We start from the raw sequence: 18,042 nt of genomic DNA, 5'->3' as shown, positions 1-18,042 counted from the left end.
CCCCGCACTTAAATACCTGCTGCACTCCGGCGTATACGCATAAATGCATGGGTATAATGTCTATCGACATTATACCACAGTTGTCGGAATTTGTAATGGTTTTTTTTCATTATTCTAAATATTTTATCTATTTTTTTGTTTTGTTTCTAGTCAATAAACTTTTATAAACAATTTTTATGTAATTCCCGGCCCCAATTCATAAAAACGTAAATAAATCTTAACATATATTGTCTTTACTTCTCTCTCTCTCCTATTATATAATGGAGGCGTAGGCAAACAGTGCGATCCTTGACAGAATTAGATAAAGGAGTTCCCCTTATGAAAAAAAAGATGCTGATCATCGGTGCCGCATTAGCAGCTGTTCTTGTTATTGCAGTATCCGTATACTTTATATTTTTCCGGATGAAATCCGAACAGGTGAATAATCCGGAGCCCTTTCCCGGCCCCACCGGGCTTCCCTCCCCCACGGTCTCTCCCACGGCTTCGCCGCTTCCGGAGGATGCCGCACAGGAAGTGCAGTTATACCCCGCATACACAAAATCAGGATGTGTCACTAAATTTGGTTATATAGACCGAAGCGGCAATTTTGTCATTGAACCCGCTTATGATCATGCCGAGGATTTTGCGGAAGGTATGGCAATTGTGATTCAAGACGGGATTTATAAGGTAATTGATTCAAAGGGTACCGTAATTTATGAAAATGATAACCAGATACGCTCTTTCCGTAATGGAATGGCGGCTTTCCTCCGCTCAGTGGAAGACAACATGCTCTATGGCTATATCAACCGGAAAGGGCAGGAGGTGATTCCTCCCTCCTATCTCTTTGCTGATGATTTCAGCGAGGACGGCCAGGCTTATGTGGCTCTTCCCGACGGAAGCTCCTTCCAGCTCATCGACCGGACCGGCAGCGTGCTGGAGAACAGCCAGGTAACCCTGGGTAACGGTTATGTGAGTGATTTTCAGGATGGATATCTGATTTATTATGATTCCGACATCATGCTCTATGGTGTGAAAAGGGTGGATGATACTCCCGTATTTGACCCCATATACAGCAGCATTGACTATCTGGGCAGCAATCTCTTTGCCATTAAGGATCCTTCCGTGGAGTCCTATAAGGCCTCCTTTTATCCGGCTGCTATTTTTAATGCCCAGGGGGAACAATTAACCGAATACAACTTATATGACCTGCAGCCCTTTAACGGAGATTATTCTTCTGCTGCCGATGAATCTGCCGTGTTCTTCATCGACAAGACCGGCCAGGAGGATTCCTCCCTGCCCAGCTATGACGGCGGCGGCAGCCTTACCCTTTTGGGAGATATCGTAAAAGCGGAGATAGACGGTGATCTTGCATATTATAATTTGGATAATACCGTGCTGTGGAAGGCTGATACCACCTTCCGCCTGGACTCAGGCATTCTGGTAAAGCAGCTTCATTTCAAGCCCCTGCGGTCTGTGATGGTCCGCTACCCCAAGGTGGAGGGCTTGCCCGACCCGGCGGTTCAGCGTCAGATTAACGAACAGCTGGAGAGTATTTTCACGGATGCAAGAGCCAATATTACGGCGGAGGATTATCTGTCCGTCGATGACCGCTTCCAGGCCTCTCTTCTGGATCAATTGCTGGTCATTCAGATGAACGGCTATGATTATTTTGCCGGAGCCGCCCATGGAATGCCTCTCAAGGAATACTATTATATTGATATTGCAACCGGCAGCTTCTACGAATTAAAGGATTTATTCCTCAAGGACAGCGGCTACAAGACCGCAATTAATGAAATCATTCAGGCCGAGCTGGAAGGGGCCTCCGAGGATAACCTCTATCTTCCTGACAGCTTTACAGGAATAACCGATGCACAATATTTCTATCTGACGGAAAACAGCCTTGTCATTTATTTCTATCCCTATGAGATTGCCCCTTATGCCGCAGGCTTTCCGGAATTTGAGATTTCCTTTGACGACCTGGCGGAGTATCTGAATACTAACGGAGACTTCTGGAAGGCATTTCATAACAAATAATAACCACCGCTATTATCTTCTTTTTCATATTTCTTAAAACAGATTCCGCCCGGCCGGCCTGGATACGAAGTATCATTCAGGCTGACCGGGCGGAATCTGTTGTTTATACCAGTGCCACCTTATCCAGAATATCACTCAGATAAGCGATGGTAATCCCATAGTTAGTCATGGGAACATTTTGAGCCTTGGACTGCTCTACACGGTTCATTACATACTTGCGGTTAAACATACAGGAACCGCATTGAATAACCAGATCATAAGGGGTGAGATCCCGGGGGAAATCATTTCCGCTGACATTGACCACCGTCAGTCCCTCTCCTGCTTTCTTTCGCAGCATGCGGGGCAGCTTCTCCCTTCCGATGTCCTCCTCCAGAGGCACATGGGTGCAGGCTTCCGCAATCAATACCTTAGAGCTTTCCGTCAGTTGATCCAGAACCTTTGCACTCTTTACAAAATAATCAATATCTCCCTTATGGCTTGCAAACAGCACGGAGAAAGAGGTTAGCAGGCTTTCTGCCGGTTTTTTCTCATATACTGCCGGAAATACCTGAGAGTCCGTGATAATTAATTGGGGCGGCCGCGCCAGGCTTTCCAATGCCTGCTCCAGCTTATCCGCGGTACTGCTTAGTACAATGCATTTTTTGTCCAGCAGCTCCCGCAGGGTCTGAACCTGGGGCAGGATCAGACGTCCCTTCGGCGCCTGGATATCCTGGGGCATGACCAGAAGAACCGTATCTCCCTCTCTTACCAGATCGCCGGTAATGCTCTTTGCCTCAAAATCCTCCGGCAGCCGGCGGATGATCTCTTCCCGGATTCTTTCCATGCCAAGCCTGGATATGGCGCTTATTTTCACCGGTTCCTCTCCCAGCGCTTCATATATTTTATTCCGAATGCGATCCGTATTGCTGATCTGGTCAACCTTATTGATTACCATGATCACCGCGGCCCTATGCTTACGGAAAGCCTCTGCCCATTCCAGCTCCTGGGCAATCTCCTCATTGCTGCATACAATCAGTGCCACATCCGTCTTCTCCATGGCGAGACGCGTCTTTTCTACCCGCATCTGGCCCAGGTAGCCGCTGTCATCAAAGCCTGCCGTATCAATCAGGACACAGGGACCGATGCCATGGATTTCGATGCTTTTATAGACCGGATCCGTGGTGGTTCCCGCCACGTTGGACACCAGCGCCGTGTTCTGCCCTGTCAGGGCGTTGATCAGGGTGGACTTTCCGCTGTTGCGTTTTCCGAAGATGCCGATATGGAGCTGATTTGCTCTGGGGGTGCCGTTTAAACTCATATATTAACCATTCCTTTCCTGGAACTTGCTTTGTCAAAATCGGGGACCTTTTCCTTAAAATCTGAAGTCCCTGCTGCCTCCCGCAATTTTCTGCAAATTTTCCTTCGCTAATTGCAGCACCTTTTCATTAGGGATATTGCTCAGTTCCCGCTCAATCAGGGCTTCCCCCTTCGCCTTTGTATCCGGGGAAGCGTAATCCTCCAGATACTCCTTCAGTGTCATCAGCGCGTTGGGCTGACAGCAGTTGGCGATCTGCCCGGATTTCACCAGGCTCATAAAACGGTCGCCGGTTCTGCCCTCCCGGTAGCAGGCGGTACAGAAGCTGGGAATATGCCCAAGGGACAGAAGCCAGTTCACAATCTCATCCAGTGTTCTGGTATCCTCCACATCAAACTGTGCCGAGCTCTCTTCCTCCGGCTCCGGCGTATCGTAACCTCCCACGCTGGTCTTGGAACCTCCGCTAATCTGGGATACTCCCAGCTTAAGGGCCTTTTCCCGGCTCTTCTGGGATTCCCGCGTCGAGACTATGATTCCGGTGTAGGGTACCGCAATTCTAAGAATCGCTACAATTTTCTCAAATATCTCATCGGATATGGAGTCCTTGAAGCTGGAGGCATCAATATCATCCGCCGGGCGGATTCTGGGCACGCTGATGGTATGGGGCCCCACACCCATGGCCGCCTCCAGATGCTCCGCATGCATCAGAATTCCCGCGAAATCATAACGGTACCTATTCAGCCCATAGAGAACTCCCAGTCCCACATCATCAATCCCTGCCTCCATGGCCCGGTCCATGGCCTCGGTATGGTAGGCATAATTATGCTTTGGTCCGGTGGGATGAAGCTTCTCATAATTCTCCTTGTGATAGGTCTCCTGGAAGAGGATATAGGTTCCGATGCCGGCCTCCTTCAGCTTCCGGTAATCCTCCGCCGTAGTTGCGGCGATATTGACATTCACTCTTCGGATAGCGCCGTTCTTATGATGAATGGAATAGATGGTGCGGATGCTCTCCAGAATATACTCCAGCGGATTATTCACCGGATCCTCCCCTGCCTCCAGGGCCAGTCGCTTATGTCCCATGTCCTGGAGGGCAATTACCTCCCGGCGGATCTCCTCCTGGGTCAGCTTTTTCCGGGGAATGTGCTTATTGGTATAGTGGTACGGACAGTAGACACAGCCGTTGACACAGTAATTGGACAGATAGAGGGGAGCAAACATGACAATACGGTTGCCATAGAATTTCTCCTTAATCTTAACCGCCAGGTCATACATACGCCGGATCTGGTCCTCCTGCTGACACTCCAGAAGGACGCTGGCCTCCCGGTGGGTAATGCCCTTCAGCTCCTCTGCCTTGGTCAGAATGGCATCGATCAGCTCCCGGTTGTTCTTATTGGCGCTTGCGTATTCCAACGTGGACAAAATCTCCTCATGATTGATAAATTCTTCCGCTTTCTTAGACCTTACATCATACATGCTTCCAGCTCCTTTTCTTTATAATCACCGCGGTCAACCGCCAGCTCATAGCCAATCTTCTTCATCCGCCGGTCAAGGCAGAAACGGCATTCCGCCGCTTCGTCCCCCGTACAGATTTTATTATCATACAGCGCATAATTCTTGCGCACCGAGGTGGGGGAGAGATTGGGCATAACCACATTGGCCCCGGACAGGATTCCCTCTTCTCTTCCATTGGGATGGATGGTTCCCAATGCCGTAGTGGCAGGGAGCAGGGAGTCAGGCAGCATCAGTCTCAGAATACTGATCAAAACCAGGGTCAGCTCCATGGAGCCCTTCTCCTCCTGTGCAAAGGGTGTGTCATGATGAGGAAGAAACGGGCCTATTCCTACCATCTGCGGGGCAAGCTCCTTAAGGAAGAACAGGTCATCCACAATATGCTCCGGCTTCTGTCCGGGCGAACCCACCATGAAGCCCGCTCCCACCTGGTATCCGATCTTCTTCAGATCCAGCAGGCACTGCTTGCGGCTTCGTAAGCTCAGATTGGACGGATGAAGCCTGGCATAATGCTCCTCATTAGCGGTTTCATGCCGGAGCAGGTACCGGTCGGCTCCTGCCTGGTAATACTTCAGGTAGCTTTCATAGCTTTTCTCGCCGATGGAAAGGGTCAGGGCACATTCCGGGAAGCCTTCCTTGATCCCGCGAATTATCTCCAGTATGTCCTCATCCCTATAGCCGCCGTCCTCCCCTCCCTGAAGCACAAAGGTACGAAAGCCCAGCTCATAGCCATCCCGGCAGCAGCTTAAGATCTGTTCCAGGTTCAGCCGGTAACGGGTGGCCCGGAGGTTGCTCCTTCTTATTCCGCAGTAATAGCAATCATTTTTACAGTAATTTGTGAATTCAATCAGGCCTCTGGTATAAATACGGTTTCCGAATCGCCGGAGAGCGACCTCTCTTGCTCTTTCCCGGAGATACAGCTTCTCCTCCGTACCCATACCGGTCAAGAGGGCGAGGAATTCCTCCCCTGTAAGCATTCTCTGTTCCTCCAGCCGGTCAATCAGCTGAATGCATGACGAGCCGTTTTCTGTTCTTGATTGTTTTTTGATATCAGACATAATCCTCTCCATTTTCCTTATAAATCAGCGGACAATTTACATCCTTTGAGGCATAAAAATTCCTCACGTCATTTCGGCTGTAAGGAATCCTTACGCCCTAAGGTCATAAAAATTCCTCACGTCATTGCGGCTGTAAGGAATCCTTACGCCCTAAGGTCATAAAAATTCCTCACGTCATTGCGGCTGTAAGGAATCCTTACGCCCCTAAGGTCATAAAAATTCCTCACGTCATTGCGGCGTAAGGATAGAGTGTTCTAATAAGGATAGTGCCTCACCCGAGAGCTTTAGCTTAATGCTCAACTTCGGAGGATTCACAATCCCAATCAGCGGTGTTCTATTCTTCGCCTTTCACGCGGGCGCACCCTGGTGGTCAGAACGATTTTATTTCTTTGTTACTTGTTTAACAATTATAACTCAATTATTGCTTTTCGTAAACAAGATTTTAATATTAGCTATTGACAAACATATAAGGTTCGGATATAATCAACCGCAAGAACAGCAAAAGCGCTATGGGTGACATGCCCGCAGCGCTTTTATTTTGCACAGAAAGGGCGGGGATAATAGGAAGGAGTACTCCGGAGTCTTCCGGCAGATTCTGCTCCGAGGAGAAAGGCAATCTGTTTTAGAAAGGTTAGGATAACTGTTGGAAACAACGTACACAAAGGTGTGTGTTCTATTGATTGGCATCTGCTGATGCGAGCAATAAAATACACACCCATTTTTTATGGGAGGAAACGTCTATGAATATTACAATGATTATTGACACTCTATGGGTACTGCTTGCGGCTGTGCTGGTATTTTTTATGAATCTCGGCTTTGCGGCAGTCGAGTCCGGCATGGCCAGATCGAAAAACACTGTAAACATCCTGTCCAAGAACTTTATCGTGTTCGCCGTCTCTTCGCTGGGCTTCATGCTTCTGGGCTGGGGGCTGATGTTTGGCGGGGATAACCCTTTGATCGGCACACAGAACCTGTTCATTCTGGGCAATTCAAATCTTGATTTCTATCAGAATACCTTGACGCCCAATGTGCCCTTCTGGGGAAAATTATTCTTCCAGCTGGTATTTTGCGGCACCGCTGCCACTATCGTATCCGGTGCGGTTGCAGAGCGCGTCAAATACCTATCCTTTATTCTGTTTTCCTTTGCTCTGACCCTTGTCATCTATCCCATCGTCGGCCATTGGATCTGGGGCGGAGGCTGGCTGGCAGACCTGGGCTTTCTGGATTTTGCCGGTGATACCGTCGTCCATTCCGTCGGCGGCTGGGCAGCCCTCTCCGGTGCTCTTTTGCTCGGACCCCGTCACGGAAAATATGACAAGAACGGAAAGCCCAAAGCTATTCCGGGCCACAACATGTCTCTCGCGGTAATCGGTCTTTTTGTACTTTGGCTTGGCTGGTTCGGCTTTAACCCCGGCTCCACCATGAGCTTTCAAAATCCCGCAGATGTGGTACATATTCTCGTGACCACCAATACCGCTGCCATTGCCGCTGTTCTGACCGCTACTGCCACATCATGGATCTTCATCGGCAAGCCGGATCTGGGCATGACCATCAACGGCTGTCTGGCCGGCCTTGTGGGTGTCACCGGCAGCTGTGCCTTTGTCAGCGTAGGAAGCTCCATGATTATCGGTGCCATTGCCGGCGTGATTGTGGTATTTGCCGTTATTATCTTTGACCGGGCCAAGGTGGACGATCCGGTTGGAGCCACCTCCGTTCATCTCGTCTGCGGCATTTTCGGAACCATCTGTGTCGGCCTGTTCGCCCAGGAGGGTGTGACCAGCCTCTCCACCGTCAACGGTCTGTTCTTCGGCGGCGGCTTCCGGCTCCTTGGCGCGGAGCTTCTCGGCATTGCCGCCGTCGGCGCATTTGTATTTGCATCCTCCTCTCTGGTTTGGTTCCTGCTTAAAAAGACGGTCGGTATCCGCGTCACCCTTGAGGAGGAAATCCAGGGACTTGATATCGGCGAGCATGGGAATTCCGCCTATCCTGACTTTTCCATTATTGCTCCTGTGATGGAAATGGATAACGGAAGCGAAGCTATGGTAACCGCCCCGGTTAAAATGCCGGAGCATTTATTCGGCCCTGTTGCGCCGGAGGCTGCCATCCCCGTCGTGAACCGCGCACAGCCGGGCGCAAAAATGACCAAGGTCACCATCCTCACGAATCAGGATAAGTTCACGAAGCTGCAGGCCGCTCTCGACAAGCTTGGCATCACCGGGCTGACCGTCACCAATGTCCTCGGATATGGCATGCAGAAGGGGCATACGGAATACTACCGCGGTACGCCGGTCAAAACAAGGCTTCTGCCGAAGGTACAGGTTGACATCATTGTATGCAAGATCCCTACAAAAACATTGATTGACACCATCAAGCTGGCACTGTACACGGGAAGAGTGGGAGACGGTAAGATTTTCTTATACGACGTGGAAAATGTCATCAAAATCCGCACAGGAGAAGAGGGGTTCGATGCTCTGCAGGATGAAGAGGGCGAATAGGTAATCTCTTTCCTGAATCGAGAAAGCCCGGGATAAGCACATTGCTCCTCTTCCGGGCTTCCTCTTTATTTCTTATATTTTTGTTTGGAAAGCAGACAGGGGGAAATCATTTTTCATTTTTGGAACTTTCCAGGCAGGATAAAACATAAGCATCCAGCGTTACATTGCAGGTATAAGCGTCTCCCGACGCAACACCTGATACCCCCATCCTCATAAGCGCTTCCTCTTTCTCTATTGGCCAGTCTTTCCTGCTTTTCTGATAAAACGCTGCAAGCCGGCCGTATTCCTCCTCCGGCAAAGTATCAAGCCTCCATTTATCGCTGTAATATATTTTATTAAAGTAGTCTGGAGCACCTTTTTGCAGATCGAATTCAATCTGGCTGGTTTTCTCAATTAAGCTCCCATAAAATGCGGAAAGCTTCTTAATGGTGGTTTCCTTCGTTGCTTTATCAATTTTCATCTCAATAATACTGAGCCCCTTGGGTGCTGCTTCCTGTATTTCAACAGCTGCCACGCCGCTCCCTACATGCAGGATTATTTCCGAACAAGAGCCCATTTTACTGGAAACCGGAGTATTATAGGTTAGAATATCTTCATACCCCTTATTGTCTTCCATCAAGGCCGGATCTCCCATCACGGTTATGATTTCCTCTTTGCTCATTCCCCATCTCAGCTTTCCGCCTCCAACCGGAATTTGATAACAGCTATACGTACTCTCCTTCTGCTTATGCAGCACCAGCAATACCCCAATTAGTATCAGACATACGCACAATAGTGAAACAGCCCCAATTTGTACTGTTTTTCTCCTCATGATACATTCCTCCTTATAAAAGATGGTGAACAAATTAGAGAGCAGCCCTTTTACTTGAAAATCAAGCTATCACTTATTTCATAAAGCTTCTAATTATAATAATACTATTATATTATTTTTTGTCAATCTATCCCTCCTGCCCCAGGTAAATACATTTTAAATACAATGCTTCCTCTGGCAATCGTTTGATGTAAAACGCCGCAGTCCCGCTGATAGAAATACCTATCGATGTTTATCATTTTGCTCTTGAAGCATTGTCCTTATTATGTTAATCTTTCTTACATACTACTGAATGAAAATGCTGACAGATTCATTGATACAGCAGGAGAAGAACATGCAGGCTAAGATTGAAAAAATAAACATACCTTCCAACAGACGAATGATTGTTATCAGCGATATTCACGGCCATTACGATCATCTGAAAAATATTTTAAAAAAGATAAATTTCATACAAAACGATATTCTATTTATTGTAGGGGATATTCTTGAAAAAGGGCCTTGCAGCCTCAAAACACTTCGCTATGTGATGCAGCTATGTGACAGCCATACCGTTTATCCCCTCATGGGAAATGTAGATGCCGCCAGACTTTTAATGCTTGATCATAATACCGTCGACGACAGTGAGTCACTTTTTCAATATACGGAATGGATGAAAAAACATTACGGCGGCTGCTTCTTTTTAGATATGTGCCATGAGCTGGACATGGATATTCATAGCCCTGCGGATGTTCCAAAGGCAAAGGAACAGATCAAAGAAAGCTTCCGGAAAGAGCTTGATTTTCTGCGCAGTCTTCCAACTGTGATCGAAACCCAGAACTATATCTTCGTTCACGGAGGTCTGCCGTCCAATGGTCCTGAGCTCTTTCATGAAACCGATGCATTTCCTTATCTGAAAAACGATGCCTTCATGGAGAAGGGCCTGGAATTTAATAAATATGTTGTTGTCGGCCACTGGCCGGTACCCCTGTATAACGATAAAATTGCATCCTTCCTCCCCATTATAAATAAAAAGCAGAAAATTATAAGCATCGATGGCGGGTGCGGAGTCAGACAGGACGGACAGCTCAATGCCCTCATTATTTCCGATATTGACTCCGGGGATATTACCTTTGCAGCTTATGATGATTTTCCCGTAGCTTACGCCCGGACGCCGCAGAAAAAGTCGGAAGGCTCCATCAATATTCGCTATATTGACAACAAAATCGAGATTCTCGAAAAAGGCGAAGAATTTTCATTCGCCCGGCATAAATCCACCGGCTACCGCCTTTGGATTCACAATGATTCTATCTACAGCTTCGATGAAAACGCAGGATGCTATAATTATACTGATTACAGGCCGCCCGTAGACATTGGAGATGAATTATCTATAATGAAGAAGACATCAAGAGGCTATTTTGTAAAAAAAGATGGGATCAGCGGTTGGTATTGCGGAAGCATTGATTATAAAAGCCAATGACAAGGATTAGCTGCACAGGAGTTGGAATTGGTAAGATCAAAAATAATATAGGAGGATCGAGAAATGGGTGAATTATCAAAGCTGCCGAATATTGCCGCGAAGCTGGAAGCACAGCTTGCGGATGCAGGCATTGCCACTGAGGAAGAGTTGAGGGCTGTGGGCAGCCGTGAGGCATGGCTGCGAATTCTCGCCCAGGACCCGTCTGCCTGCCTTATGCGGCTTTCGGCACTGGAAGGTGCAATTCAGGGAGTACGCTGGCATTATCTTGACGAGGAAACGAAGAAATCTCTGAAAGAATTTTACACCGGGCACAAGATCAGCGATGGCGTCTTATTCTCTCACGGGACTGGATATGATCTTGATTTTACTGCGGGAAGCCAGGATGGAAGGAAATAAAATACAGGAATGAAAGGGGGAGAGCCATGCCGGTATTTTTATGGCGATTTGTGCAGTGAAGGGCATGGACCCAATTATGACAATACGGAAAATGAACATTTCAGACTATGATGCAGTATATGAACTATGGCGTAATACTCCGGGAATGGGGCTGAATGATATTGATGACAGCCGCGAGGGCATTGAACGCTACTTGAAGCGCAACCCATCCACTTGCTTTGTTGCCGAGCTTGAGGGAAAAACGGTGGGAGTAATCATATCCGGCCACGACGGGCGGCGCGGTTATATCTACCATACCTGTGTTGATCCCCGGTTGTGGGGCAGGCAAATCGGAACGCAGCTTGTGAATGCCGCACTGGATGCTCTCCTGGCAGAAGGGATCACCAAAGTTGCCCTCGTTGTATTTGAACGGAACGAGCGCGGCAATGGTTTCTGGGAGCGGATCGGCTTTACCTCCCGCACCGACCTTGTTTACCGTAACAAAGCCCTTGTGCAGCTGGAGCGCATCGACACATAGAAACAAAACATCACAGAAAGGTAATATTAGCATGAATATCGGGATAAAACAGGTTGCCGCCGACGAGAAGGAAATATTAAGAAACCTCCTGGAGAAATACGATTATGAATTTTCACAATGGAACAACCGCGATGTCAATAAACTAGGTTTATACGGATACGACTACCTTGATAATTACTGGACGGAGGAAAAACGATGGGCCTATTTTATTTTGGTTGATGGTTGTCTGGCGGGTTTTGCAATGGTGAATGATTATCCCGAGGCTTCTGAGGCTACTGATTACTCCCTGGCCGAGTTCTTCATAATGTATAAGTATCGACGGAAGGGTATCGGAAGAATAGCCGCTTGCAGGATTTTTGATTTATTCCATGGGAAATGGCAGTTGAAAAGGCATCCGCATAATATTTCCTCGGTCCATTTTTGGAATAATATCGTTTCGGATTATACAAAGGGAAACTATCGCTTAGCGGAAGCCTGTCCCAATACGGAATATGAGGACGGAACGCTGGGGGATGTATTCTTTTTTGAAAACTGATTTTGATGCAGGGTGAGCAAATGGCCTTTGTGCGTTCGGATGAAGCCGGTAAGCTTCTTGCTTTTTTGGCTGGCAGCAGATTATACAGGGGTCATTAACGGAAGAATATGCAGATAAACTGGAAGGTGTTTTTGGAACCCTTCAAACTGGTCCATAATTGACCAGTTTAAAGGGTTTGTTATAACTGTGTTCCCTATTTCATACACTTAACCGGTCTCATCTCGATATAACCGCGCCAGCCCATGGGAGCAAGCTGCATTTTCGGCGCTAACTCATTGGCATATTGATAGCCGTAAACTTCCGGATTGAACTTCTCAATATGCCTCATGCAAAGCCCCACCGCATCCTGATAATATTCGTCATCATAGGACTCACCTTGAAACACCAGCAGCATACACGGTTCCAGCTCGATCACGTCAAACCCGTCCGGTATCTCTCCTGCATAATCGTAAGGAACCTCAACCCCGTGGGCATATATTCCTGTTCCGGCAGGCCGCATATTCTCCGGCAGCCATACTCCAACGGGTTCATAAAGAGCCTCCCTGATGCCGCAGAGAATATCCCAGGGCGCCGGTGCCTCAGGCGTTCCGCAGCCAACCTCTTCGCAATAAGCGAAATATTCATCCGCCTGTTTACTGCGCCGCAGAATGAGCTTACGTCTCGGACGTTCAATAATTTGAGTAAAGATAACCGCTGTTTGTTCTTTCATAACTGATCCCTCCGTTTTTAATTTTTGGCGGTTGAGATAACGATAAGGGATCTGCCAGCCTTTAGGGGCAGTATAGTTCGCATACCTCTTAGGCGTAATGCCAAAGGCATTGGTAAAAGCACGGGTGAAGCCCTCGTGACTGTCGAAGACAAAGTCCAGCGCAATATCAAGCACTTTTGTGTTACCGCTTCGCAAAGCGTGTGCGGATTGAATTAACCGCTGACGGCGGATGTATTCAAAGGGTGACAGACCCGTCTCCTCTTTAAACAGCCTTCCCGCATGATACTGCGAATATCCCGCTGCCTTCGCTATATCCCTTGCAGTGATAGGATCTTGCAGGTGTGAAGATATATATGCCTGCATCATTTTCACAGATGGGGATATATCCTTCTTTTCCTCACTCATCGTTTCTCACCTCCTGCAATCCATTATCCAGGAAATCAGTTCAATTTTCTTGACTTAAAATGCTGCGTTATCAATCATCCTCGTCCTCTTCTCCCAATCCGGAAGCAGGGCAATGCAATAAGCAAATTCCGCAATCCGCCATTTCCAATTCTCCAAAAGGACAGGAACTGATACAGGCGGAGCAGCCGGTGCAGCATCCGCTGCTTACACAATCATCAATATTATTCATGATATCAATCCCCCATGCAGATAGTTATCATAAACCATAGTTCAGGCTCATAATTACCAGACCGGCACCTGCACTGACAAGATTAGCCGTAATTGCATACAGAACCCTTTTCAGTCTCCCCTGTCCTTTCAGCAGCAGGGCAAATACAATGCTCTCCACAATGATAATCACAATTTCAACCGGTACAAACAGGAAATACGCCGACAGACTGCCCTCCCTGGCAAAGATAATTCCGACGGTGGCAGTCAGTGCCAGCTGGGTGAGAAAATTAATAAGCAGAAATACCTTCCAGTTGGCTTTCAAGGAAAAACCGAACAGGAGCAGCAGTACGCCTTCTATCAGCAATGTGGAGATACAGGTCTCCAGAAACTGCTTGAGATACGCCAGCATAACATTTTCCATTGATACGGAGTTCGTCAGATAGTCATAGGTTACAACAGTCTTCAGCGTCTCCCTGTGAATCTCCTCCGATACGACAATCTGCTGATCCGGTGTCACCAGAATCAGTTTAAAATCATCCGGCACACCCATGTACCAAAAGCGGTGCTTCATTCCATAATCCGTTTTCTCACCGGTCAAAGCTCCCCACATCGGCCTGGAGGTGCCGTGAACCAGAGCCGCTTTCCAGCCATCCTCCTCATAATTCTCCAACAGGGCCAGCTTGGCCTTGTCATAGCGCTGTGTCTGCAGGCTCTGATATCCGTTTTCTTCCTTCGATAATAAATCCAGATAGTATTCCCCTCCCGGAGGATTCAGCACCCTCACCTCAATCTCAGGTTTCGGTCCCATATCAGCATTTGCCGTAGCTGCCGGAAGTAAAAGCAATACCGATAAAAGTAATATAAGTACGACAACTAATCTTACTTTCCAACTGTACTTTCCCATAAAACCCCTTTCCCCAGATACAGTTTTATCTTATTGCTTGTATTCTATCATTTTCCGGCTGGGTTATGCAAGAGCCTCCGGATAGCTTTAAGAAATCCTTAAGATTTGCAATCTCCCTTATTTGCACCTCCATCGCAGCACATTCCAGGAGTGTTTCTTCAGGACTACCTCAATCCTTCCGTCCTGGGTGCCGGCAAGCTCTTTTTCACGGGGGACCACCCGGAATTCATTATCAAAAGTATTTTTTGCATAGGGATCCTCGTCATACAGCTCCCTCCATACGATCCCCTCCAGCGTTCCAAAGGAGCCGAAATTCAGCTGCAGACCCAGTTCCTCCTCCATATCACAATTCATGGCAAATACCGTGAGTTCTCCGTCTTTCTCGTTATAGACACAGGCAACCGCTGCTGTTTCCTGTTCTCCGTGATGGTTGGTCACGCGCTTCGGCAGCCGGGCATTCCCCCTCAGTGCGGTTCCCCGGCCGTATTTTGCCGCATCCTGGAAGGGATAATAAGTGGTCTGGCGAATCGCTTTTCCCTTTGGATCCGTGGTAATCATTCCGCCTTCGTTCACCAGCAGGGACTGACACGCTATCTTAACCCGGTCCGCATAATTCAGGAAGGTACAGAGCAATCCTCCGTAAATCACCGCATCCAGCTCTTTGAAATTGGCAAACCCGTATTCCTGAGCCACGCCTCCCGGAACAGCGCCCGTATCCGTGATCACACCCCATTCGTCAAAGGAGATATGAATCGTCTTATCACTGCGCTTCTTTCCCTTCACAAAATCACACGCGCTGATGATCGTATCCAGGAAATTCTTCAAGTCCCGGAAGAAGAAAGGGATATCCGTTTCATCCTCATGCATGGGATAGAACAGATGCTTCCCCGGATCATAGTTAAAATAGCGGTGCAGGGACAGATAATCAATGTAGTCATAGGTTTCCTCCAGGACCGTCAGATCCCAGTCGCCAAAGCTGTGATGCCCCTCCTCATTGGTACAGGTTCCGCAGGCAATCAGTTCAATGGAAGGATCCATCCACTTCATCATCTTCGCCGCTTCCTTTGCCTTCCTTGCATATTCACCGGCCTTCAGCATGTTAATCTGCCACTCGCCGTCCATCTCGTTGCCAAGGCACCACACACGAAAATCATGGGGCTCTTCCTTCCCATTCTTTCTTCTTAAATCGCCCCAATAGGTTCCTCTTTCCGTATTGCAATAGTCCACCAGCTCGGCGGCTTCCTTCGGCGTACCGGTTCCAAGATTGGCCGCCATAATCAGCTCCACGTTACATTCCTGTGCAAACCTGGCAAATTCATCGGTTCCCACCTCATTGGTCTCCAGCACGTTCCAGGCCATGTCCTTGCGCACAGGCCGCTTTCTCTTCGGTCCAATTCCATCCTTCCAGTCATAGCCCGACACAAAATTACCCCCGGGATATCGTATGGCGGTCACCCCCAGCTCCTTAATCAGCTCCTTTACATCCTCACGGAATCCGTTCCTGTCCGCCGACCGATGCTCGGGCTGGTATACGCCGTTGTATACGCAGCGGCCAAGATGCTCGACAAAAGAACCGTACATCCTCCTGTCCACTTCGCCGATCACAAAATTTCTGTCATATATAACTTCTGCTTTCTTCATTTTTCTAATCACGCCTTTCTTCCGTATTCACTGTACCTATGCTCTTACATATACATCCGCAACCGCTGCTTCAATGAGCGCAAGCCGGTCTGAAATCTGCCTGGGGCAGAGATTTAAGATCTGCCGGCCGCCGTGGAGGGGCAGGATGCACTGGCTGTATCCGCTAAAGCCGCGGGTATTGTCGATCTCCACCAGACTGTCCATTTTTACAAAGAAGCCCTCTCCCATGTTGCTGTTGGCCAGGATGTGGGAGAAGCCCCTTCCGGTCACCAGAATGGTTCCCTGCTCCCCTCCCTGGGGAATCCAGGTGACATAGGGAGTTCCCGTCAGATAACTGCCATCGGCTGTGCACACCGGGTTTCCTATAAAATCAAGCTCTCCCCAGTCCTCGATGGATTCTGAGAGACGGAAATATACGGGAATCCTGTCCTGATTTACGATCTCATATACCATGATGAACTTTCCTTCCGGCAGAGCCGCCACGATCGGCATGCCCGGCCGCAAGTGACCGTCCGCAAATGCAACGTCAATCTTCTCCTCGCCCCAGGTGTATCCGCCGTCCTCCGAGACCTTATGGGCAAGCATCTGGTTGTATTTCCTGCCGGATGCATAGCGTTCATCGGAATAAAAACAGATGAGCTTTCCTTCCGGAGTAAGACTTAAGAAGGGTTCCCAAACGGGGCGGTTTTCGTCCGCCTCCTTCGGGTCTACATGGGCACGTCCTCCGGTGATAATCCCGCTCATGAACTCCCAGCTCTTCCCGCAATCGGTACTTTTATAGAGATGCAGGGACGAGGAGGAGAAATCACCGGGAATAATATTTCCTGCACACAGAACCGTTCCCTTTCTCAGTTCTTTGCAGTCTGCCGGCAGCTCGTACAGATGGGGCTGGAACCGGCAGCCGAAGCCCTTTTCCTCATCTCTTATTTCCGAAAGCTTGTGCCAGCTCCTCGCATCGTCCCCGCTTTCATAGATGGGAAACACAGGGGTATCATGACTGTAGCATTCAAAGGAGGCCAGAAGCGTTCCGTTCTTCTCCCCGTTATGCTCCAGGCAGATGCAGCGCGGGTACATGGCTCCGGGCGCCTTTTCGTCCTCCTTCGGACAATAAACCACACTGTTGCGGCGTTTCTTTAACAGGATGCCGCATTCCTCCTTCGTCATTTTAAAATTGCCGTTTTTCTCAAACAATGTATCATGTACAGAATAATTCCTCATCTCTTCTTATTCCCTTTCTCCGCTTTATCCCTTCAATCCGCTTGTTGCCTGACCTTCTACAAAATACCTCTGTCCGAATACATAAAGAACCAGCATGGGAAGCAGTGAAATTGCCGCTCCCGCAAAGGCTGCACCGTATTCAATGGTACGTGCGCCGACAAAAAGAGCAAGACCGTTGGAAAGAGTTCTCATGGACGCATCCGATGTGATGATCAGAGGCCAGAGCAGATCGTTCCAGTTGCCGTTCACACTTAGAATAATCAGGGTAATCATTGCCGGCTTAATTAAAGGCATCATGATACGGGCATAAATCCCGAACTCGTTCAATCCGTCAATTCTCGCCGCCTCCTCCAGCTCTCCCGGCAGTCCCGAGAATGCGGACCGCATCATAAAGATCCAATAGGCTGACGCAATTCTGGGAATGATTAATCCCGCATAACTATCATACATCCCCAGGGCATGGACTTCAAGAAAGGAGGGAATCATAATAACCTGGAAGGGAATCATCATGGTCGCAAGAAAAATCACAAAAATAATATCCTTTCCCTTGAAGCGGTATCTGGCAAATGCATACCCTGCCATGGAATTAACGATCAGAGATGGGATTGTGGCTCCAAAGGAATAGACCACGGAATTCTTCAGGTACACCCAGATATCAATACGCTTCGTACATTTTATAAAGTTCTTAATGGTATAGGACGACGGAAGCAGGGTGGGAGGATAACGTATTATCTCACTGTCCGGCTTAAAGGAGCTGAACATCATCCAGACAATCGGAAGCAGCATTATAACGGCCAGGCAGACAAAGACGAGCAGAATGGGAATCTGCAATAATCTTCTGTTTAATTCTCTGCTTTTCATACCTTTT

At 48.3% G+C, this 18,042-nt stretch carries 16 protein-coding genes; 6 read left to right on the top strand and 10 right to left on the bottom strand.

The window, feature by feature from the left end; translation table 11 throughout:
• The first annotated feature begins 318 nt into the window (after window positions 1-318).
• Window positions 319-2,013, top strand: a complete 1,695-nt coding sequence (locus tag HNQ56_RS03430; protein ID WP_429142840.1) for a WG repeat-containing protein — start codon at window positions 319-321, stop codon at window positions 2,011-2,013.
• Window positions 2,014-2,116: 103 nt separating this feature from the next.
• On the opposite strand, the gene hydF is transcribed toward HNQ56_RS03430, so the two are convergent.
• The 3 genes from hydF to hydE are packed head-to-tail and all read right to left on the bottom strand — an operon-like array spanning window position 2,117 to window position 5,877.
• A complete protein-coding gene (gene hydF, locus HNQ56_RS03425; protein WP_429142838.1) occupies window positions 2,117-3,310 on the bottom strand; it encodes a [FeFe] hydrogenase H-cluster maturation GTPase HydF in 1,194 nt (397 codons plus the stop codon).
• A gap of 54 nt (window positions 3,311-3,364) precedes the next feature.
• Window positions 3,365-4,783 carry a [FeFe] hydrogenase H-cluster radical SAM maturase HydG gene (hydG, locus tag HNQ56_RS03420; RefSeq protein WP_429142836.1) on the bottom strand — a complete coding sequence of 473 codons (1,419 nt, stop codon included), beginning with the start codon at window positions 4,781-4,783 and terminating at the stop codon, window positions 3,365-3,367.
• On the bottom strand, window positions 4,771-5,877 hold the full coding sequence (gene hydE / locus HNQ56_RS03415) for a [FeFe] hydrogenase H-cluster radical SAM maturase HydE (RefSeq protein WP_429142835.1): 1,107 nt from the start codon (window positions 5,875-5,877) through the stop codon (window positions 4,771-4,773). The genes hydG and hydE overlap by 13 nt, the downstream gene beginning before the upstream one ends.
• A 740-nt stretch (window positions 5,878-6,617) precedes the next feature.
• Between hydE and HNQ56_RS03410 the strand changes: the two genes are divergently transcribed.
• Window positions 6,618-8,372, top strand: coding sequence for an ammonium transporter (locus HNQ56_RS03410; protein WP_429142833.1), 1,755 nt, complete (start codon window positions 6,618-6,620; stop codon window positions 8,370-8,372).
• Window positions 8,373-8,478: 106 nt separating this feature from the next.
• On the opposite strand, the gene HNQ56_RS03405 is transcribed toward HNQ56_RS03410, so the two are convergent.
• On the bottom strand, window positions 8,479-9,183 hold the full coding sequence (locus HNQ56_RS03405; RefSeq protein WP_429142831.1) for a hypothetical protein: 705 nt from the start codon (window positions 9,181-9,183) through the stop codon (window positions 8,479-8,481).
• Window positions 9,184-9,517: 334 nt separating this feature from the next.
• Here HNQ56_RS03405 and HNQ56_RS03400 point away from each other — a divergent pair, with 334 nt between their 5' ends.
• From HNQ56_RS03400 to HNQ56_RS03385, 4 genes are all read left to right on the top strand, one after another.
• Window positions 9,518-10,639, top strand: coding sequence for a metallophosphoesterase (locus HNQ56_RS03400; RefSeq protein WP_429142829.1), 1,122 nt, complete (start codon window positions 9,518-9,520; stop codon window positions 10,637-10,639).
• Window positions 10,640-10,702: 63 nt separating this feature from the next.
• On the top strand, window positions 10,703-11,035 hold the full coding sequence (locus HNQ56_RS03395) for a TfoX/Sxy family protein (RefSeq protein WP_429142827.1): 333 nt from the start codon (window positions 10,703-10,705) through the stop codon (window positions 11,033-11,035).
• 76 nt (window positions 11,036-11,111) lie between these two features.
• Window positions 11,112-11,552 (top strand): GNAT family N-acetyltransferase, encoded by a 441-nt coding sequence (locus tag HNQ56_RS03390; protein WP_429142825.1) that lies wholly within the window; start codon window positions 11,112-11,114, stop codon window positions 11,550-11,552.
• Between the two features lie 31 nt (window positions 11,553-11,583).
• The gene (locus tag HNQ56_RS03385; protein WP_429142823.1) at window positions 11,584-12,087 is read left to right on the top strand and encodes a GNAT family N-acetyltransferase; all 504 of its coding nucleotides are present in this window, start codon (window positions 11,584-11,586) and stop codon (window positions 12,085-12,087) included.
• Between the two features lie 193 nt (window positions 12,088-12,280).
• On the opposite strand, the gene HNQ56_RS03380 is transcribed toward HNQ56_RS03385, so the two are convergent.
• The 6 genes from HNQ56_RS03380 to HNQ56_RS03355 all read right to left on the bottom strand — a co-directional run bounded on the left by HNQ56_RS03380 (window position 12,281) and on the right by HNQ56_RS03355 (window position 18,035).
• Entirely contained in the window at window positions 12,281-13,201 is a 921-nt protein-coding gene (locus HNQ56_RS03380; RefSeq protein WP_429142821.1) for a helix-turn-helix transcriptional regulator, read from the bottom strand.
• A gap of 70 nt (window positions 13,202-13,271) precedes the next feature.
• The gene (locus HNQ56_RS03375) at window positions 13,272-13,430 is read right to left on the bottom strand and encodes a hypothetical protein (RefSeq protein ID WP_429142819.1); all 159 of its coding nucleotides are present in this window, start codon (window positions 13,428-13,430) and stop codon (window positions 13,272-13,274) included.
• Between the two features lie 27 nt (window positions 13,431-13,457).
• A complete protein-coding gene (locus tag HNQ56_RS03370; RefSeq protein WP_429142818.1) occupies window positions 13,458-14,219 on the bottom strand; it encodes a hypothetical protein in 762 nt (253 codons plus the stop codon).
• Between the two features lie 213 nt (window positions 14,220-14,432).
• Complete coding sequence (locus HNQ56_RS03365) at window positions 14,433-15,956, bottom strand: alpha-N-arabinofuranosidase (protein WP_429142816.1); 1,524 nt, start codon at window positions 15,954-15,956, stop codon at window positions 14,433-14,435.
• A gap of 36 nt (window positions 15,957-15,992) precedes the next feature.
• A complete protein-coding gene (locus HNQ56_RS03360; protein WP_429142814.1) occupies window positions 15,993-17,174 on the bottom strand; it encodes a sialidase family protein in 1,182 nt (393 codons plus the stop codon).
• A 24-nt stretch (window positions 17,175-17,198) separates the two neighbouring features.
• Window positions 17,199-18,035 carry a carbohydrate ABC transporter permease gene (locus HNQ56_RS03355; RefSeq protein WP_429142812.1) on the bottom strand — a complete coding sequence of 279 codons (837 nt, stop codon included), beginning with the start codon at window positions 18,033-18,035 and terminating at the stop codon, window positions 17,199-17,201.
• Window positions 18,036-18,042 lie beyond the last annotated feature (7 nt).

Source organism: Anaerotaenia torta, from assembly GCF_050433395.1.
Lineage (GTDB): Bacteria > Bacillota > Clostridia > Lachnospirales > Lachnospiraceae > Mobilitalea > Mobilitalea torta.
This window is presented reverse-complemented; position numbering and strand designations above follow the sequence as displayed.

What these genes read in the sequence shown, in the direction of transcription:
- HNQ56_RS03430 (WP_429142840.1), top strand. Translation starts at nt 319, where the DNA reads ATGAAAAAAAAGATGCTGATCATCGGTGCCGCATTAGCAGCTGTTCTT.
- hydF (WP_429142838.1), bottom strand. Translation starts at nt 3,310, where the DNA reads ATGAGTTTAAACGGCACCCCCAGAGCAAATCAGCTCCATATCGGCATC.
- hydG (WP_429142836.1), bottom strand. Translation starts at nt 4,783, where the DNA reads ATGTATGATGTAAGGTCTAAGAAAGCGGAAGAATTTATCAATCATGAG.
- hydE (WP_429142835.1), bottom strand. Translation starts at nt 5,877, where the DNA reads ATGTCTGATATCAAAAAACAATCAAGAACAGAAAACGGCTCGTCATGC.
- HNQ56_RS03410 (WP_429142833.1), top strand. Translation starts at nt 6,618, where the DNA reads ATGAATATTACAATGATTATTGACACTCTATGGGTACTGCTTGCGGCT.
- HNQ56_RS03405 (WP_429142831.1), bottom strand. Translation starts at nt 9,183, where the DNA reads ATGAGGAGAAAAACAGTACAAATTGGGGCTGTTTCACTATTGTGCGTA.
- HNQ56_RS03400 (WP_429142829.1), top strand. Translation starts at nt 9,518, where the DNA reads ATGCAGGCTAAGATTGAAAAAATAAACATACCTTCCAACAGACGAATG.
- HNQ56_RS03395 (WP_429142827.1), top strand. Translation starts at nt 10,703, where the DNA reads ATGGGTGAATTATCAAAGCTGCCGAATATTGCCGCGAAGCTGGAAGCA.
- HNQ56_RS03390 (WP_429142825.1), top strand. Translation starts at nt 11,112, where the DNA reads ATGACAATACGGAAAATGAACATTTCAGACTATGATGCAGTATATGAA.
- HNQ56_RS03385 (WP_429142823.1), top strand. Translation starts at nt 11,584, where the DNA reads ATGAATATCGGGATAAAACAGGTTGCCGCCGACGAGAAGGAAATATTA.
- HNQ56_RS03380 (WP_429142821.1), bottom strand. Translation starts at nt 13,201, where the DNA reads ATGAGTGAGGAAAAGAAGGATATATCCCCATCTGTGAAAATGATGCAG.
- HNQ56_RS03375 (WP_429142819.1), bottom strand. Translation starts at nt 13,430, where the DNA reads ATGAATAATATTGATGATTGTGTAAGCAGCGGATGCTGCACCGGCTGC.
- HNQ56_RS03370 (WP_429142818.1), bottom strand. Translation starts at nt 14,219, where the DNA reads ATGGGACCGAAACCTGAGATTGAGGTGAGGGTGCTGAATCCTCCGGGA.
- HNQ56_RS03365 (WP_429142816.1), bottom strand. Translation starts at nt 15,956, where the DNA reads ATGAAGAAAGCAGAAGTTATATATGACAGAAATTTTGTGATCGGCGAA.
- HNQ56_RS03360 (WP_429142814.1), bottom strand. Translation starts at nt 17,174, where the DNA reads ATGAGGAATTATTCTGTACATGATACATTGTTTGAGAAAAACGGCAAT.
- HNQ56_RS03355 (WP_429142812.1), bottom strand. Translation starts at nt 18,035, where the DNA reads ATGAAAAGCAGAGAATTAAACAGAAGATTATTGCAGATTCCCATTCTG.